A 17,710-nucleotide genomic window follows, 5' to 3' on the forward strand; every position below is an offset into this window, starting at 1 on the left:
TACTATTCGTGCATTCACCTCATCTTATGATATATATTTCAATATCAATCTTTCTATCAATAATGTTATTAATAATGAGTATTTAAATAATTTGCTATTTCTTCAATAAGTTCATTTCTATCTAAATCCAAAGCCATGATTGAGCAGCCATCCATATGATCGCAAGAGATATTGATTTTTAGTAATAGGAATTAAATTATGAAGAGGATTAAGACAAGTTTAGAATACATTTTTGTAAGTTCATAAGTATTGAAAAAGTAAACTATGATTTTTAGTTGTAATAATTTTAAAAAATAGGTTTACAATTTGAACTTAAAAATACTTAGAGTGTATATAAAGTAAAAATTTTCATGTTAAATTTTATATTCCAGATGAATTTAGTTAAACTTACCCCCACAAGGGGCACAATGTAGCCACAAGGTGAAAATGTCTGAGGATATATGTTATTAGCTGGTACTCCTCAGAAGTGATTGGAGTATTAGAATGGCTATATATCAGATGGATGTACATCCATGAGATTGATGCCCTCATGGAAAGATTAAAAAGGTTTAAAGTATTTCTTTTAAAGGAGAGTGAGAAACATGTCAGATATTAAATGGATTAAGTTATCTACTAACATGCATGATGATGAAAAGATGAAATTAGTAGATGCAATGCCAGAGAGATACTATTCATTATTTATGGATAAGATTACTTATACAAGCTGGCAAAACTAATGATAATGGACTTATATATCTAAATGAGAATATCCCATATACTGATGAAATGTTGTCTACAATATTCTCAAGGCCTCTAGCTTCTATTAGACTTGCACTTAAAGTATTATCAGATTTTCAAATGATTGAAATAGCTGAAAATAACGTAATTAGAATAGTGAATTGGGAGAAACACCAAAATGTTGAGGGAATGGACAGAGTTAGAGAGCAAAATAGAAAAAGAGTTCAAAACCATAGAGAAAAGAAAAAACAACTTGAAGCTGTAGTTAATGAAAGTGAAGAAACTAGTGTTGAAATTGAAGAACATAGCTTTGCTGAAATTGAAAAATATAGTATTGAAGTTACAAATGATATTTGTGATACTTCAAAAAAATCTTGTAGCGTTACAGATGATAAAAATAACGTTACTGTAACGGTGCAGAATAAGAGAGAGAATAAGAACAAGATTAAGAATGAGAATAATAAAGATAGAGAGATAAAGAAAGAAGAGAATACAGGTTATGATGCAAATGAAACTCCTACTTCTAATGCAGCGTACGTAAGTGATTTGCACAACAGACAAGCTTTTAGATCTCTGGTTAAGGAAACTTATATTCCTAATGCCATGGCAGTAAGTGATCCACATGAAACCACAGATTTTAGTTCTCTGCTTAAATCAGAATCAGCAAAGTCTTCTATCTCTCAATCTAAAGACTCAATTGCTGAGCAGGATAATAATTTAGAGGACATAAACTCTAAATCCATTGAACTTGCTAAGTATTGTGAACTAATAGCTGGAATACCTAATGTTCTTAATTTAGGCGCACTTAGGTTAGCTATAGGAATGCATGGTCAAGAATATGTAAAGATGGCTATAGATATAGCATTAAAAGCCAATAAACCTAATATGACCTACATTGATGGCATACTGAAAAATTGGAGAAGAGAAGAATATCCAGATGACAAGGAGGTAAACAAAAATGTCAATAGGAGCTATGGAAAGAATAGCAACTCAGATAAAAACAAATTTGCAGGATTCAAACCAAAGGAAACACGACGAAGCCTTACAGATGAGCAACGAAAGAAAGCTCTAGAAAACCTCATATAAGTGTGAGAAGTATTGAAATACTTCTTAGAAGAAAAGACAAGAGTAATTCAAGGCAAGAAATCATCTCAATATATTGTGGTTATGATGGCTTAGTAAATATATAAAATTTGAGATATACAAGAAATGATTTAATCATATAAAAGAAAATAATTTTGTATAGGGGAATGTAAAAATGAGAGCATCAGGAATAGTGAGAAAGCTTGATCCACTTGGAAGGATTGTAATACCAAAAGAAATAAGAAAGGTACTTGGAATTAATGATGGAGATTCTATGGAAATAATTAAAGTTGATAATGAGGTAGTTGTTAGGAAATATAGTAAAGGCTGCATATTTTGTGGAAATGATAAAGGGGTTTTTAACTTTAAAGATATACTGATTTGTAACGAGTGTAGGGAGGCATTAAAGGGAAATTAATTGAGAAAATTTAAGATGAGTTGATTAAGCTAAGCCATTAAATTTAAATTTTGAATATGTAAAGTTGACTTAGTAATAAATAAAAAAGATGGTCTTTGAAAATTTAATAATTCGATATTTACAGTTTATGCTATAATTGATTTATATTAGAAAAAGGCATGTGTTAAATAAAATAAATCGGAGAAGTAAAATGAAGAGATTAAAATTAAAAAAAGTAATATCTAGTTCATTATTAGTAATTTTAGTATTTGTATTAAATCCAATAGTTGTAAGTGCTGAATGGAAACAAGATTCTAATGGATGGTGGAATGCAGAAGGAAATTCATGGTCAGTAGGTTGGAAAGAGATTGATGGAAAGTGGTACTATTTTGGACAAGATGGATATATGAAAATGGGATGGATACAGTATGAAGATAAGTGGTATTACTTAGGTGATGATGGTGCTATGCTTAAAAATACTACTATTAACGGTTACAAATTAGATTCTGACGGAGTGTGGATTCAATCATCACAAAATGATTCATCAAATGTTGAGTCGAAAGATAAGAATGTAAGTTATGAAACCGAAGTAAGTAATAGAAAGCCAATTATCAAAGATGGAAACTATCTATATGAATCTGGTAATTTATCCAAAGTTAATATTGATGGAACAAATAAAACATACTTTGAGCAGGCATATGGAAGCATTATTGGCGTTTCTGATGGCTGGGTTTACTATGTTGATGGAAATACTGAACACCATGGCAGTAAAGGTATATACAAAATAAAGGATAATGAGAAAGTTAAGTTAACAAGTGAGGATTATATTGTTGATGCTGTCTTTTATAAAGGATCAATATATTATGCATTAGGACCTGAAATGGTTGAAAATAATGTGGTTAAGGGTGGATTATATAAAGTTGATATTGATGGAAAAAATAAAGTTCAACTTTCTGATCAGTTGGTTGAGAATATAAATATATATAAAGATTGCATATATTACAGCGGTACAAGCTCTGTTACTACTGATAATACAGTTAGCAACGAGAATTCAGGTATATTTAAAATGAACACTGATGGCACAAGCAGAACAAAAATCAGTGATCATTATGCTTCATTCTTAAAATTAAGTGGTAATAATATTTATTTTAGCAGTTTTGATTATAACTACAAATTATATAAGATTAGTATTGATGGGACAAATGAAAGAAAATTAAATGATGATATCAGCTGGGATATTCAAGTGGATGGAAATTGGGTATACTATAGTAATAATCCTTACGATGGGCATACTGATATGATTCTACCACTTGATAAGATGAGAGGAAATATTTATAAAATTACTATTGATGGAATGAATAGAACTAAGATTAATAGTGAGGCAAGTAGGTTATCTGAAGTATTAGATGGGTGGATATATTATAATAATTGGTCCGATAATAAATCTTATAAAATGAAATTAGATGGTAGCAATAAATCAGTTGTGGAATATTAGTATTATTATAATAATTCCGCTAAATAATTGATTATGTTTTATTATAGTGTTGAAATACAGCCTAAAATATATACATGGAATTGTTTATTATAATACTCAATATTCAAACAGTATAAATCACTAAAAATAAATAGTAAATTGTAAAATCGTATTATTCAAGAAATTGAATTTGCGATTTTTTTTATTCTCAAAGAGATTATATTATTGGACAACTGTGTGGACATTGTGCCCCTTGAGGGTATAACCTATGAAAATAGTTATTTTATTTTTGAAAAAATATATGCTGCAATTCATAGTGAATAATTATGGATTAAATAATTGTAAAATTTTTAAAATTTACAATGAAGAATTATTTGAAGAATTATTTTGGGAACATATATATAAAATCTATAAAAAGGGGATAAACAAAATGGAAGGGTTACGAATTTTTAAAGATGAAAGATTTGGAGAAATAAGAGGGTTAAAAATTAATAATAAAGATTATGCAGTTGGAATTGATATAGCAAAAGCTTTGGGATACAAAAACCCAAGAGATGCAATTTTAAGGCATTGCAAGGGTGTCGTGAAACACGACATAGGGGTAGTTACTGGAAAGAGGAGAGATGGAACAGAGGTTATTCAAAATATAGAAATGAGTGTAATTCCTGAAGGGGATATTTACAGGTTAGCAGCCAAATCAGAATTACCTGTGGCAGAGAAATTTGAAGCATGGATTTTTGATGAAGTATTACCTAGCATACGAAAAACAGGGATGTATGCTACAGATGAATTATTAGATAATCCTGACTTACTTATTGCTGCAGCGACTAAGTTAAAAGAAGAGAGAAAAGCAAGGCTAGAGGCTGAAAATAAAGTGAAATTATTAGAACCTAAAGGACAATTTTATGATGATGTCGCAGGATCTAAAGATAGCATTGAAGTGGGACATGTTGCAAAGGTTCTTGCTATAAGAGGAATGGGAAGAAATAATTTATTCTCACTCTTAAGAGAAAAGAAAGTTTTGGATAAAAACAATATTCCTTATCAACAGTTTGTAGATTTAGGCTATTTTAGAGTATTGGAGCAGAAATACACAGTACCTAGTGGTGAAACAAAGATAAACATTAAAACAATGGTATTTCAAAAGGGGATAGAGTTTATAAGGAGAAAAATTGGAGAGTAATAAACCCCATTCTCCTTATTTTAGGATATGCAAATATAAGAGCTTGAATATTTACATATATTTAATATAAAGCACCATGAAATTTATTAATATAAATTATATTTTAAATTTTAAAAGCAGTAGTTAGGAAGCCTTTAACTACTGCTTTTTATATTAAAAGATAAATATGAAAGGTGATAATAATTTTTTCTTATTCATGACAAAAAAATAATATGCATGGGAAAAAATGCAGAATATATTAATTAATATATTCTGGTTAAAAAATCTAAACTTAGTACTGAAAAATTTACATTTAATGTGTGGATTTGGACGTTTAGAGAAAATGCTATTTAATTAATATGAGTATTATGAGAATATGTAATTGTAAATATAAAGAATGGAAGTGAAGTTGATTTATGTCAAAAGTACTTTTTTTAAGTATACCTGCACATGGTCATATAAATCCTACATTAGGATTAATAAATGAATTAGTAAAACAAGGAGAAGAAATTACATATTTCTGCTCAGAAGATTTTAAAGAAAAAATTGAAAAAACAGGTGCCAAATTTAAAAGTTATAGAGTGGAACTGAGCCTTTTTAAAAGAAAACATAAGACTTCTAATGATATGGGGCCAGATAAACTTCTTGATTATATAAATGAAACGCTTAAATCAAGTGATAAAATTATAAAAGATATTTTAAATCAAATTGAAGGCGAAAAATTCGATTATATTATGTATACAGCCATGTTTCCTTTTGGAAGTATCATTGCTCAAATACTGAAAATACCTTCAGTTTCTTCCTTTGCAGTGTTTGCAACTCCTAAAGAATTAAGGTCGCAGCACAAAGAATTAATGAGTGAAAATTTAATAAAAAATCATCCAGTTATAGAGACTTATAAAAAAGTTTCAAGACAATTAAAAGCAGAATTTAATGTGGAAATGTCCCATAATATCTTTGATTTATTTTTTAATAAGGGTGATATAAATATTGCATATACTTCTAAATATTTTGTTGCACATCCAGAATATTATGATGATAGCTTTAAATTTATAGGGCCACCAATATATGATAGAAAAGAAAATTTAGATTTTCCTTTTGAAAAATTAGAAGGAAAGAAAGTTGTTTATATTTCACTAGGTACAGTGTTTAATAATACAGACAGCAATCTCTATGATATATTCTTTAAAACATTTGGTAATACCGATGAAGTTGTTGTAATGGCAGCATACAATGTAGACCTATCTGAATTTGATATACCTAATAACTTTATTGTAAGAAACTATGTTCCTCAATCAGAGGTTTTAAAGCATACTGATGTAGCAATAACTCATGCAGGAATGAACAGTACCAGTGACTTATTGTATAACAATGTGCCTTTTGTAGCAATACCTATAGGTGCGGATCAACCATATATGGCAAAAAGAGCTGAAGAGTTAGGTGCAACTATTTCTCTTGATAAAGATAATATTACTCCAGAGATTTTAAGGGAATCTGTTGAGAAAGTTTTAACTGATCCAAGTTATCTTGAAAATATGAGAAAAATAAGTGATTCTTTTAAAGAATCTGGTGGTTATAAAAAAGCAGTTGAAGAAATTTTTAAATTAAAACGAGATAAGATAGATCAATAAGATTTGTTAATACTAATGCATGAAAAAATAAAAGTTGCAATAAAGGTAGATTAGGTAAAAATACTTAGTCTGCCTTTTACTATGTATGTGGAAAAATCTTTGGAGCAAAGGGTTTCCTTTTTAAGAAGAACTTGTAATACGGAATACTCAAGAAAGCTATGAACGTTCTTATTATTCATGTTTACTATGCAAGCAGAAAGTAGATTGATTATTATCGCAAATTCCAAGTTGTAGTTAAATTATTTCAAATATACCTAATAAAGAAAATATTTAAGAGATTTGTAATGTAGCAGCATGATAAGTGCTGTTACATTTATTTTTTGCAGAAGTAGATAATTATTTTGTACATGAAAAAATTGTATTATAATGATATATATGGATCTATAGATAATAATAAGATTTTATTCTTATAACGTCTATAAAAGGAAGCGAGAGAGCTTCAAAAGATGTGTGTTAAATTAAAATGATAATTAATAAAATCAGTTGTATAAAAAAATGTGATTTGTGAGTAGATAAAATACTTTATTTTGTAAGCTAAAAAACAATTAAAATAAAAGTGGTGAAAATATGAAAATATCTATTGAGGAAATTGGAAGAGAATTTGAAGAAGAAATTATTGTTAAATGTCATGAGGTTAATGATGATATTTTAAAATTAATAAGCAAATTAAAAACAGAAAAAGCTGTGGTTCTTGGTTATGATGGATGTAATATTCACAGGATTCGTATTTCAGATGTGTATTATTTTGAGGCAGTAGACAACAAAGTATTTATCTACTGCAAAGACAAGGTGTTTGAGTCTAAGCAAAAGCTTTATGAATTGGAGGAAATGTGTCAAGGAAAAAAGTTTTTCAGAGCATCCAAGTCGACTATTATAAACATGACAAAAGTATTATCAGTACGACCATCTTTAAGTGGCAGGTTTGAATCAAAGCTGGATAATGGAGAAAAGGTAGTTATCTCTAGACAGTTTGTACCTATATTAAAAGAAAGGTTAGGTTTATAGGAGGAAATAGCATATGGAATTAATGGATTATATAAAAAAGTTAATAAGAAATTATTTTACTATATTTTCACTTATAGTAATATGTGTAACAGTATCAAGTCAGATTTTTTTACCAAATAAATCATTAGAATTAAAAGATATATATATTTATATGATATGCTCATTAATCATTGATTTGCTGAGCCTAATATTATATTCCACAGAAAAATTATCAGAAAAGCAAATGTGGATAAGGAGAATTATTCACTTTATTATACTCAATGGAGTGCTATTAATTTTTACTAATGTGATTGGATTTATGCATGATGCTTTAGATATAATTATATTAGAAATTCAGATAATAGTGATATATGCTATATTTCAATTTTTAGTATGGATGTACGATAAGAAGGACGCTAATGAAATTAATGAAAAATTAAATATAATGAGAGAAGAATTAGAGATTAAGAAGGAAGAAGAATAAAATGTAATTTTCAGCTTACCTCTTCTATTTTACAACTTACATGTCGTTAGTTACAGGATACTGCTTAAGCTATGTACATTTGGCTTAGTAAGTATTATTTTAGTTTTGTAGATGAAGTATGAAATTAAAGTATACTTTTAAGATTAAGGCTGGTTGTAATTAAAAGAATAAATTGAAGAGGTGGAGGAAGAATGGGAATAATAGTAGTTTCTATTGCAGCAGTTATAGAAATTGTTTTTGGAATATACTGCTTTAAGACAAAATCAAATCAGAAGAAAATAAGAAGTTTAATTCACATTAGTGTATTTATAGCATTTGTTGTATTTACATTTCTATCAGTAATACAATGGAGTTTCCGGTGGATGCTTTTGGGTGGGGTATTGCTTATTTTTGCAATTACTTCGGTAATATCACTTATACTAAAAAGGGAAGATAAGAAAAAATACAAAATTAGAAAAATGGTTGGTAAGTCTATCGCAATGTGCATAGTTGTAGTTTTAGCTGTCAGTCCTGAATTAATCTTTCCACAGCATAAGATGCCTGAATTAACAGGAAAGTACAAAGAGATAAAAACGGCAACTTATACATTCAAGGACAATAATCGTATTGATATATATAGCCCCAAAGGTGAAAATAGAGAAGTTACAGTAGAATTTTGGTATCCAGAAGATGATGAAGTCACATCTCATTATCCTCTTGTAGTATTTTCCCATGGTGCATACGGAATGAAAACTAGTAACATGTCTACTTTTAGAGAGCTAGCTAGTAATGGATATGTGGTCTGCTCAATAGATCACCCATATCAATGTTTATTTACCAGAGATGCTGATGGAAAGATAACAACAATAGATAAATCATTCATGGACGAGCTTAATGGTGCAAATAATGGAGCTTATGATGAAGAGACTGAATATAATCTTGGAGTAAAATGGTTAAATGTACGCACCGAAGATATGAATTTTGTACTTGATACAATTATTAAGAACGTAAAGGAAGGTAATACAGAAAAAGTTTATAGTCTTATTGATGCTGGTAAAATTGGATTAATAGGTCATTCATTAGGAGCTTCAGCAAGTGCACAGCTTGGAAGAGAACGCAGTGATGTAAGTGCTGTAGTTAATCTTGATGATGACTTAATAGGAGAATACACTGGTTTTAATAATGGCAAGTTGCAAATTAATCATAATATTTATCCTATACCCATTCTTAGCATTTACAGTGATGATTTAAAGCGAATATATGAAAAAACTGATCCAAGCATTATACCTCAAAAATTAATTTCAGCGACTGCTTTAAAGTCCTTTGAAGTATATTTTGATGGAACAAATCACATGAGTTTTACTGATCTTCCATTAGCATCTCCAATTCTTACAAAATTGTTATGCAATACAGCAAACAGTAAGATTGGTATACAAAAAGCAGACAAGTACTATGTAATAGAGAAGATGAATAATTTAGTATTGCAGTTCTTTAACTGTTATCTTAAGAATGAAGGAGATTTTCGACCAGAAGATAAATATTAAATCGTAGTAGTAAAATCTAATTTTGAATAGCATGGCAATGAAAAAAGCGCTATCATGTGCTATTGATATGGTGAATATTATAAAAAAATATAAGTTGTAATTTAATGAGGTGGAGAGATGAAGGTTTTAGGAATTAATGGTAGTTCAAGAAAAGATGGAAATACAGCATTGATTATGAAGATTGTTTTTGATGAATTAGAAAAAGAAGGAATTGAGACGAAAATAGTTCAATTCTCTGGTAATATAATTGAGCCTTGTAAGGGGTGCTTTGCATGTAAAGGAAAGAATAATTGTGTTTTTAAGAAAGACATATTTTATGAATGTTTTGAAAAAATGAAGTTAGCAGACGGAATTCTTTTGAGTTCTCCAGTCTATTCAGCAGATGTAACAGCAAATATGAAAGCTTTTTTAGAAAGGGCAGGGGTTGTTGTTGCAACAAATCCAGGTCTACTTAAACATAAGGTTGGTGCATCTATATCTGCTGTTCGCAGAGCTGGAGGTATGACAGCAGTAGATACAATGAATCATTTTTTATTAAACAAAGAAGTTGTTATAGCTGGTTCTACATATTGGAATATGGTTTATGGAAAAGATGTAGGCGATATATTTAAAGATGAAGAAGGAATCAATAATATGCATAATTTGGGACAAAATATGGCGTGGCTGCTAAAGAAGATTAATTAATGCTATTAACAGGATCTAAAATGGTATTTCAAAAGGGAATAAAGTTTATAAGAAGAAAAATTAATAATAAATAAAGTTGTCGTAAGCATGAAAATAATTAATATATATTGCAAAAATAATCCTTCATCATAATTCCAAAAATATTACAAGAATTTTAGCTGTAATTGTGAAATGTGAATTGCAACATATATATACTATTTTCATGCTTATATTTATAAATTAAATGGGAATTCGTCATGAGAGGAATTATATTAGGTTTGAAAATTGCGGTGTGTAAAGAGGAAAATCAATAGTGTGTGTAAAATATATATAAGTAAAGGAAAAAGTATCAATCATTTAGGGGAGACGTACTTATGACGAGAGAAAGTAATTTTGAATATGTAAAGGGGACAGATATAGAAGAATGCTACGAAAATTTAAAGAAGGCGGAATTTGTATATCAAAGTTTTCCTGATGCAACAATTATGTGTTTAAGATCAATAGCGGAAACTGTTTTAATAAAAGTCAGGAATGAATTTTACAAAAGTGCAGATAATAGTGGAACTTATTATGGAATAATGGGTGAACTCATAACTGTTTCTGAAGTAAAGTTCTCAAAAGTGTATAGAGAATTTAATATTATAAGACTTAATGGGAATTATGTACTTCATCCTGAGGCTGTAATAGAAGAAGAAACAAAAAGGACGCCCACTGAACTTTTAGAGATTATGCATAACATTCTTATCTGGTATCTTCAAGATATAAAAAATAAAAGTTCTATTGATAGTAGTAAAATCAAGTTTATAAATCCAAATAATTTTAATAATGAAAAAAAAGAATTAACTGAGGTAAAAAAGAAGATTTCAGAAAAGAATAAGAAAATATCTGAATTGAAATTAAAGATAAAGCAGCTTAAGGATTCAGAGAAGGATAAGGCTGATCAGTTATTTAAGTTAAACAAAGAAATAGATAATATAAATGTGGAAAGACTTGAATTAAAAGAAAAAGATGAGTTATTAGAAAAGAAGATTAAAGAGCATGATAAAGAAATAGAGACTATAAAAAAGAAATATAAAATTGATCTCCAAGAAAAAATTGAGAAATTTAAAAAGGAACATAGAGAATCTGAAAAAGCTTCTAATGAGGCTGAATTAGCAGCAGTTAAGAATGAAATTTTAATAAAGAATAATGAAATAGCAGAATTAAAAAGTAAGATAGATGATTTCAAAGAAGAATCTAAGGATAAATTAGAATTACAAAAGGAAATTGAAAAAATAAAAGCTGAAAAAGAAAAACTAGAATCAATGGATTCTATTTTAACTAAAGGGATTAAAGAGTATGATATTGAGGTAAAAAGAATTAAGGAGCAGCACAAAAGGGACTTAGATGACAAAATTAATGAGTTAAAAAGTAAAGAAGATACATATTTAAAAGAAAAAGAAGAATTAAATAATATTAGACAAAAAATACATTCAAAAGAAAATGAAATAAATGAACTAAAAGCAAAAGTAGATGAGTTAAGGCAACAGTCTAAAGAAATAAATTTACTTAAAATAAGTATAGATGATTTGCAAAGTGAAAAAGGTTATTTAGAAAATCGTGATAGAATATTAACTAATACGATTCTTGAAAAGAATAAAGAACTAGAAAATATAAAAGAAGCTTATAAAGCTAATGTTGAAAAGATTGAAATATTACGTAAAGAGCGTAATGAATCAAATGCGTCTCTTAAAAATAAGGAAGAAAAGCTTATTAAGGTTGAAAAAGAGAACTTTGAACTAAAAAAACAACTTAAGGAAATAGAAGAAACAGCTAAAATTGAAGCTATAAAGAGAGATGAAGAGTTAAAGAGAAAAGAAAAAGAGCTGCATGAAGGGATAGAAAAATTAAGACAAGCTTATAAAAATTCTTTTGAATTAACCAGGGAGTATCAAGATGTTCTAGAAAAAAGTGAGTATTCTTATGATAAAGAAGAAGAAAGATTATTAAATATTCAAAAGACAGATGTTAAAGAAAAATTAGTTGAAGAGGATAAGAGCTTTCATAATAATTTAAATGAATATAGTGAGGGCGTGAAAGAAACTAATGAAAGAATAAGAACCTTCAAGAAGGTATTAAAAGAGAAGAGCATTAAGGAAGGTAAACACGTAGCATTTTATAGAGGCTTTTTAGGATTAGAAGCAGAGCAACTTAGAATTTTATATACAATGCTTACTAAGACCAATATTTCCTCAATTTTAATTAGTAAGTCTAAGGAATTACTATCACAATCTAATGAAGATAAGTTCATGGAATTTATACATAAAAAAGCACGAGAATTGAATCATTTATCAGATGAGGAAGTAAGATTAAAAATTTATTATAGATTAATTAAATTAACTGATATTGAATATAAAAACATTTATGAAAGAAGAAGTTTTGTTGAAACTTTAGATGAAATAGTAAATGCAGGATATTCAATATTAGAAGGAAAAAAAGATTTCAAAGGTGGAGGCTCAAAGTTAGAAGCCATAGGTACATATTATTTAGAAAAAGTACTAGAGGATTTTAAAAATAAATATGATAGTGGAGATATAAAAGTACAGCAGGAATTAATTGATAACATTTATAATAATTTTCAAAGGTTAAGTGAAAAAGCTAAAAAAGAAATTTATGACGAGTTACATTTGAAAAGTACTTCTGAAAGTACAGTTAAAGCAGCCATAAGATCAGCCCCCTTTGTATTTTTATCTACTACTATAACTGTTGGGGGATTTTCAGCATTTAGTGCAGTTTCAAGTATAATTTTCGGAATTTCACATTTACTAGGAACAACTTTTTCATATGGGGTATATACTGGGGCTTCATCATTATTAAGCTTTTTCAGCGGGCCTTTTATGGTAATACTTTTTATTGTAAATGGAGGATTTTTGCTTACTCAACATAAAAAACAGCAATTAGAGTTAGTACCTTTATTTATAATGCAAACCATAATTACTAATGTAGCTATAGAAAAAACAAAAATAAACTTTGATAACTATGATACTATGATTGAATTATGGAAAAGAGAAAAAGGGAATTTTGACAAAATTACCATACAAAAAAGATTGCAGGAAAATATCTTAAATAATTATACAAAAGAAAGAGATGAACTTGCTGCTAAATCAGAACAAGTGTCTAGAGCTATTAATACATTATGGGAAGAACATGCAAAATATAATTATAAGTTTAAAGATATTGTGTTAAGCTCTGATAAAAAAGTATATCTAAACTCATATGCGGAGTATAGCAGTACTATAAATAAACTGGAAATGGTTCAAAAAGAAATAGATGAAACTAAAAACAAGGTAGGAACCTTAAAAAGCATATTTAGTTTAGATATGTGGAAAGGGCAATCTTCAAAGCTTGTAAATGAAATGAACATAATAAATATGGAAAAGTCATTAGTTGAAGAAGCAAAACAAAGCCAATACTTTAAGGAAGAAAGTGCTTTATTTTCAGAATTGCAGCAAAAGATAGATGTATTAAATGAAATTCAAAATAAAACTAAAGAAAAGATAAAAGATAAAAGATAAAAATAACCTAATCAGCGTTTTGAAAAATAAAGTTAACTTACTCGAAAATGATTTGGTTAAAATAAATTCAGAATATCCAGATATAAATAACGCTGAATTTAGGGCAATTGGATAGTCAGGATAAGGATAGCAAATTCATTTATTTGGGCTATAATAAATATAGATGTGGAGTAATACAGTCAGAATCTAATTACTTTTGTATGTTTCCAAGACAAGCTCGTGATATGCAGAAATAGAACAACCTTGTAAAAATACACCTTAACTTTTAAGAAGTTTCATAAATTTAAGGACTGCAATAAGATAAAAAATATCAATCTTATTGCAGTCCTTATTTTTAAGCTACTTCATATTTAGTAACTTGTCTTTGAGTAACCTGAGCACCGGATTTCTTAACTAGATCGCCAGCCTTAGTTTTAAAAACATTTTTTGAAATTATAGTGTCCATAAGTGCGTTAACTTCATCTTTTGTAAGAGTAGTTTTAACACCAGAAACACTTAAAGTGCTTTTTTCACCAGCAGAAGTTAAAAAAGTCATAGCTAAAGTATATTCCATTTAATTCACCACCTTTCATTAAGTTTAGAGTTAAGGAAACTACTCCTACTCCTATAGTTTTAGGAGTACTCACAGAGTAAGAGATCATTATCAAATCATAGATGCCTACAGGGAAAGTTCGAAGAGCGAAATATAAAATGCTCATAGAGAAAGTTCTGCTTACCAAATGTAAAATTTGGAGCATCACTTTTCGGTTCTCACTTTTGATATGCCTGCTTAACCGATTTAACTAAGTTCGAGAAGTCCAATCATAGATTTGGACTCTCACTCTTATCTCACTTATCTGCTTAAGCATTTGCTAAACTAGAAGATTCATTAATAAAGTAATCTCTAGTGTTAGCTTCTAATACACCTTTAATTGCATCTGCAATAGCATAGACATTTTCAGGTGTAGCATCTGTTTTGATACCTGAGAAAGTTTTCTTGGTATAAATTGGGTCTCCAGCCTTGTCTAGACCTTTTTGAACCTCAATACTAAGAGAAGCAGAGTCAATAGTTTTTGTTACAGCCATGTTTCATTACCTCCTTTACTTTGTTTTCATAAAGGATATATGGATGAATTTTATTTATTACATAAATAGATGAAAATTATTTGTCAATTTAGCACTATGCTGTTAGATGGATGAGTTCTATTAGTGGCAAGAATCATTTATGCCGTATGAGCCATGAAGTATTGCAAAAAAACACATGATTCTTAGTGAAGAATTAGAGAAGATAGAGGTTAATAATGCTAGTGATAAAGAAAATATTTAAGAGATTTATAATGTGGTAGCATAAACGAATATTGTCATATTTATTTCTTGTATAATTAGATAATTATTCCATGTATGAAAAAATTAGATTATAATGGGTTATATAGTATTATGGATAATGATAAGCCTGTATTCTTACAATGTTTATAATGAGAAGTTCGTGGCATGAATTTAATGATATAAAGAGGTGGAATAATTATGCTATTTGGATTATTTAATAGTAGAAAAGATAACGATGAAATTCATAATATAAAGCAGTATGCAGTAGATATAGCGACTAATTTTAATGACGAAGACAGGGAATATTTGAAGCCAATTTATACAATTAAGTATTATTCTAAATTAAATAATTCAGTTGTTAAAGAAGCAATTTTTTCTAAAAATATAGAAAATGGTGATATTACTTTAGGAGAAGCATTTTTAACGTTAGAGGAAATATTAAAACAGAGTATAGAGAGTAAGTTGTTAATTAATACAATGATTAATAAAAATTATGTGCTTACCAATGAGGAAGAAATTACAATTAATAAACTTGAAGATATAATAAGATTTGGGTTGCTATAATCAATCCAAATTTAAAAAGTGTGAAGCTTAATATAATAGATAATGTGTGTATATTCTAAAATGGATATGGAAAGAGCAATAATTTAACTTATTGCTCAGATATTAATTATGCCAATACCACGAATTTGGGATTCAGGTGGACAAAAACAACTTGTTCTTTGAGAATTGAACAGTATTATATTTTGAAAATATGTTGTTAGGATGAATTAAAATATGAATAAAGGAATGGAATAAGCTGTTATGCATATGAAGGTGAAATAGATGAATAGTTGTAAATTGTTAGAGGTTAAAGCTATAGTTCAAAATCCATATTATAAGGCTCCAAGTTGGATTGATGACAAGATCCAGAGGAGAGAATTTGTTGTTTTAGATGGGGATTCATCAGAAAACGATGTGGAATTATTTTTAATTGAATTATTAGGCTATAATAATATTAACATTGAGCAGGATACAGAATTAGTTATGAAAGAAGTTTTAGAGGAAGTTGAAATAGTAATAGCAGGAGGAATATTATTTGTTGGAGAAAATAGAAATATATTTCCAAGCTGTTGTTGCGGTTTGGAAAGTTGGAATGAAGTATTAGCTGCAGTTATTGATAAATCATCACCATGGTTAGGACACGATCCATATCCCTGCTTTGAGTATGTTGGAAACAACATTCGTATATGGTCTGATGATTTTAAGACAAAACAGTCAAGTGAGATTTACTTTGTTGAGTGTGATAGGGATATTTTAATCGAAAAACTAAAATTAGTTAGAAATGATTTAATTAAATTCTCTAAAGGGCCTTTATATAATCATATCAGTAAACATGCAAGAACATATACTGATTTGATGGTACAGCAATTTGAAAAATGGTTTTCTTTAAACCTTGTGTAATATAATCTGAATGACATGTAGCTAATTGATGAACTGATATAAATCATTATGGGATTTTAATATAAAATGATTTAATTTAATTTGTGGAGGAGGAGAATTTTAAGCTTGACTAAAAGAAATCATAAGTTTGAAATAGCGATATTAACATAGTAGTTATTGTAAATTATTTGCTGAAGGTGATGAGTTGAAGAGTATTATTTTTGAAGGTTGGAAAATAGAAATTGATAAGGAAAAAACTAAAAATTATTATTCACAGTTATATATAGATAGTTTACGTGAATGTTGTTCAGATTGTAGAAATTATTATTATGGAATAAGGCATTTGCCTAAAGTTTTTATAGATTTTTTAGAGAGCTTATTTATTGTTCCAGAAACACCTATATGCGCTTATAAGCTGGATAAAGTTGCTGATAATATATTCCTATATGATGTAAATTATTTAATTAGGGGTAACATATTAGAAAAACCTGATAATGCTGAAACTGTTTCAGAAAATGGAAAGAAGGTATTTAACACAAGTACGTTAACTGATGAGGTAGAGTTTTATTTTACAAAAGAATTACATCCAAGTTTGCGAAATCTTTCTGGTTATGAATCGTATTTTGAACTTCAATTATTTTGTGAAATTCCTTGGGTTATAGATGAGCCGTATGAATAATTGCTGGTTGAAAATTATTGCATCGCACATCTATATAATAAAAAGTTATAAATATTTAAAATAGATGAAAAACTATTAAACAATATAATTGACACTTAACAATATAAGGTATATAATTATACAAAAATAAAAGCTATGAAGAGAAGAGTAATTATGAGGGAATACTCAGAGAGTTTCCATTTGGTGTGAGGAAATTATGAAATCATAATGAAACAAGTCTCGGAGCTGCATACGGATCTTATAAAGTAAAACTTTTCAGGTGGAATTTTATTTTCGCTAAATTTAGTTTAACTTATCTTAGAGAGTGCAACCTATAACTCACATTTGAAGAAGATATGATGTTACGGATGCCTAGCTATAAGATAAAAATTAATTATAAGTGATGCTATGACGTAAGTTCACGTTACAGAACCAGAGTATGATTCAACCTATAATTTTAGGGAGATGGTGTACTTGAAGAGCCTAAAATGGTGACATTTTAGGGAAAAGGGTGGCATCGCGAAATAGAAGTTTCGCCCCTGTAGATATATTTTCTACAGGGGCTTTTTTGACTTTAAAATTAAGCATATAAAAAATTATAAGTTTAAAATATCATGGATATTTTATTTTTCGATTATCTCAAGTATGAAATT

Annotated in this window: 15 protein-coding genes and 1 pseudogene; 14 read left to right on the forward strand and 2 right to left on the reverse strand. The window is 28.5% G+C overall.

The features are described 5' to 3' along the window. Positions 1–656: 656 nt before the first annotated feature. The 11 genes and pseudogenes from T483_RS32615 to T483_RS0122330 form a co-directional block, all read left to right on the forward strand. Positions 657–897 (forward strand): annotated as a pseudogene (locus T483_RS32615) (phage replisome organizer N-terminal domain-containing protein); the annotation flags it as partial. A gap of 666 nt (positions 898–1,563) precedes the next feature. Continuing rightward, positions 1,564–1,803, forward strand: a complete 240-nt coding sequence (locus tag T483_RS32620) for a DnaD domain protein (protein WP_347460385.1) — start codon at positions 1,564–1,566, stop codon at positions 1,801–1,803. Between the two features lie 172 nt (positions 1,804–1,975). Then, positions 1,976–2,218 carry an AbrB/MazE/SpoVT family DNA-binding domain-containing protein gene (locus T483_RS0122290; protein WP_026888817.1) on the forward strand — a complete coding sequence of 81 codons (243 nt, stop codon included), beginning with the start codon at positions 1,976–1,978 and terminating at the stop codon, positions 2,216–2,218. A gap of 190 nt (positions 2,219–2,408) precedes the next feature. Continuing rightward, positions 2,409–3,692 carry a DUF5050 domain-containing protein gene (locus tag T483_RS30280; RefSeq protein WP_051560514.1) on the forward strand — a complete coding sequence of 428 codons (1,284 nt, stop codon included), beginning with the start codon at positions 2,409–2,411 and terminating at the stop codon, positions 3,690–3,692. 409 nt (positions 3,693–4,101) lie between these two features. Continuing rightward, complete coding sequence (locus T483_RS0122300) at positions 4,102–4,854, forward strand: phage antirepressor KilAC domain-containing protein (RefSeq protein WP_026888818.1); 753 nt, start codon at positions 4,102–4,104, stop codon at positions 4,852–4,854. Positions 4,855–5,249: 395 nt separating this feature from the next. Next, complete coding sequence (locus T483_RS0122305) at positions 5,250–6,464, forward strand: macrolide family glycosyltransferase (protein WP_026888819.1); 1,215 nt, start codon at positions 5,250–5,252, stop codon at positions 6,462–6,464. Between the two features lie 567 nt (positions 6,465–7,031). After that, the gene (locus T483_RS0122310; RefSeq protein WP_026888820.1) at positions 7,032–7,469 is read left to right on the forward strand and encodes a LytTR family DNA-binding domain-containing protein; all 438 of its coding nucleotides are present in this window, start codon (positions 7,032–7,034) and stop codon (positions 7,467–7,469) included. 13 nt (positions 7,470–7,482) lie between these two features. Next, on the forward strand, positions 7,483–7,932 hold the full coding sequence (locus tag T483_RS0122315) for a DUF3021 family protein (protein WP_026888821.1): 450 nt from the start codon (positions 7,483–7,485) through the stop codon (positions 7,930–7,932). A gap of 191 nt (positions 7,933–8,123) precedes the next feature. Then, positions 8,124–9,455, forward strand: a complete 1,332-nt coding sequence (locus T483_RS0122320; protein ID WP_026888822.1) for an alpha/beta hydrolase family protein — start codon at positions 8,124–8,126, stop codon at positions 9,453–9,455. A gap of 117 nt (positions 9,456–9,572) precedes the next feature. Further along, positions 9,573–10,139, forward strand: a complete 567-nt coding sequence (locus T483_RS0122325; protein ID WP_026888823.1) for a flavodoxin family protein — start codon at positions 9,573–9,575, stop codon at positions 10,137–10,139. A 353-nt stretch (positions 10,140–10,492) separates the two neighbouring features. Continuing rightward, the gene (locus T483_RS0122330) at positions 10,493–13,672 is read left to right on the forward strand and encodes a hypothetical protein (protein WP_026888824.1); all 3,180 of its coding nucleotides are present in this window, start codon (positions 10,493–10,495) and stop codon (positions 13,670–13,672) included. 334 nt (positions 13,673–14,006) lie between these two features. On the opposite strand, the gene T483_RS0122335 is transcribed toward T483_RS0122330, so the two are convergent. Together T483_RS0122335 and T483_RS0122340 are read right to left on the reverse strand one after the other, a co-directional pair. Continuing rightward, positions 14,007–14,225, reverse strand: coding sequence for a DUF2922 domain-containing protein (locus T483_RS0122335; protein WP_012059376.1), 219 nt, complete (start codon positions 14,223–14,225; stop codon positions 14,007–14,009). 287 nt (positions 14,226–14,512) lie between these two features. Beyond that, complete coding sequence (locus T483_RS0122340) at positions 14,513–14,737, reverse strand: DUF1659 domain-containing protein (RefSeq protein WP_026888825.1); 225 nt, start codon at positions 14,735–14,737, stop codon at positions 14,513–14,515. 438 nt (positions 14,738–15,175) lie between these two features. Between T483_RS0122340 and T483_RS0122345 the strand changes: the two genes are divergently transcribed. The 3 genes from T483_RS0122345 (at position 15,176) to T483_RS0122355 (ending at position 17,078) form a co-directional block, all read left to right on the forward strand. Next, on the forward strand, positions 15,176–15,541 hold the full coding sequence (locus T483_RS0122345) for a hypothetical protein (protein WP_026888826.1): 366 nt from the start codon (positions 15,176–15,178) through the stop codon (positions 15,539–15,541). 261 nt (positions 15,542–15,802) lie between these two features. Further along, positions 15,803–16,420 carry a hypothetical protein gene (locus T483_RS30285; protein WP_051560516.1) on the forward strand — a complete coding sequence of 206 codons (618 nt, stop codon included), beginning with the start codon at positions 15,803–15,805 and terminating at the stop codon, positions 16,418–16,420. A gap of 184 nt (positions 16,421–16,604) precedes the next feature. Beyond that, the gene (locus T483_RS0122355; RefSeq protein WP_026888827.1) at positions 16,605–17,078 is read left to right on the forward strand and encodes a hypothetical protein; all 474 of its coding nucleotides are present in this window, start codon (positions 16,605–16,607) and stop codon (positions 17,076–17,078) included. Positions 17,079–17,710: the final 632 nt, after the last annotated feature.

This window comes from Clostridium beijerinckii HUN142 (genome assembly GCF_000621745.1).
Taxonomy (GTDB): domain Bacteria; phylum Bacillota; class Clostridia; order Clostridiales; family Clostridiaceae; genus Clostridium; species Clostridium beijerinckii_A.

Coding starts and splice junctions, on each gene's coding strand:
- T483_RS32620 (WP_347460385.1), top strand. CDS start 1,564: ATGGCTATAGATATAGCATTAAAAGCCAATAAACCTAATATGACCTAC.
- T483_RS0122290 (WP_026888817.1), top strand. CDS start 1,976: ATGAGAGCATCAGGAATAGTGAGAAAGCTTGATCCACTTGGAAGGATT.
- T483_RS30280 (WP_051560514.1), top strand. CDS start 2,409: ATGAAGAGATTAAAATTAAAAAAAGTAATATCTAGTTCATTATTAGTA.
- T483_RS0122300 (WP_026888818.1), top strand. CDS start 4,102: ATGGAAGGGTTACGAATTTTTAAAGATGAAAGATTTGGAGAAATAAGA.
- T483_RS0122305 (WP_026888819.1), top strand. CDS start 5,250: ATGTCAAAAGTACTTTTTTTAAGTATACCTGCACATGGTCATATAAAT.
- T483_RS0122310 (WP_026888820.1), top strand. CDS start 7,032: ATGAAAATATCTATTGAGGAAATTGGAAGAGAATTTGAAGAAGAAATT.
- T483_RS0122315 (WP_026888821.1), top strand. CDS start 7,483: ATGGAATTAATGGATTATATAAAAAAGTTAATAAGAAATTATTTTACT.
- T483_RS0122320 (WP_026888822.1), top strand. CDS start 8,124: ATGGGAATAATAGTAGTTTCTATTGCAGCAGTTATAGAAATTGTTTTT.
- T483_RS0122325 (WP_026888823.1), top strand. CDS start 9,573: ATGAAGGTTTTAGGAATTAATGGTAGTTCAAGAAAAGATGGAAATACA.
- T483_RS0122330 (WP_026888824.1), top strand. CDS start 10,493: ATGACGAGAGAAAGTAATTTTGAATATGTAAAGGGGACAGATATAGAA.
- T483_RS0122335 (WP_012059376.1), bottom strand. CDS start 14,225: ATGGAATATACTTTAGCTATGACTTTTTTAACTTCTGCTGGTGAAAAA.
- T483_RS0122340 (WP_026888825.1), bottom strand. CDS start 14,737: ATGGCTGTAACAAAAACTATTGACTCTGCTTCTCTTAGTATTGAGGTT.
- T483_RS0122345 (WP_026888826.1), top strand. CDS start 15,176: ATGCTATTTGGATTATTTAATAGTAGAAAAGATAACGATGAAATTCAT.
- T483_RS30285 (WP_051560516.1), top strand. CDS start 15,803: ATGAATAGTTGTAAATTGTTAGAGGTTAAAGCTATAGTTCAAAATCCA.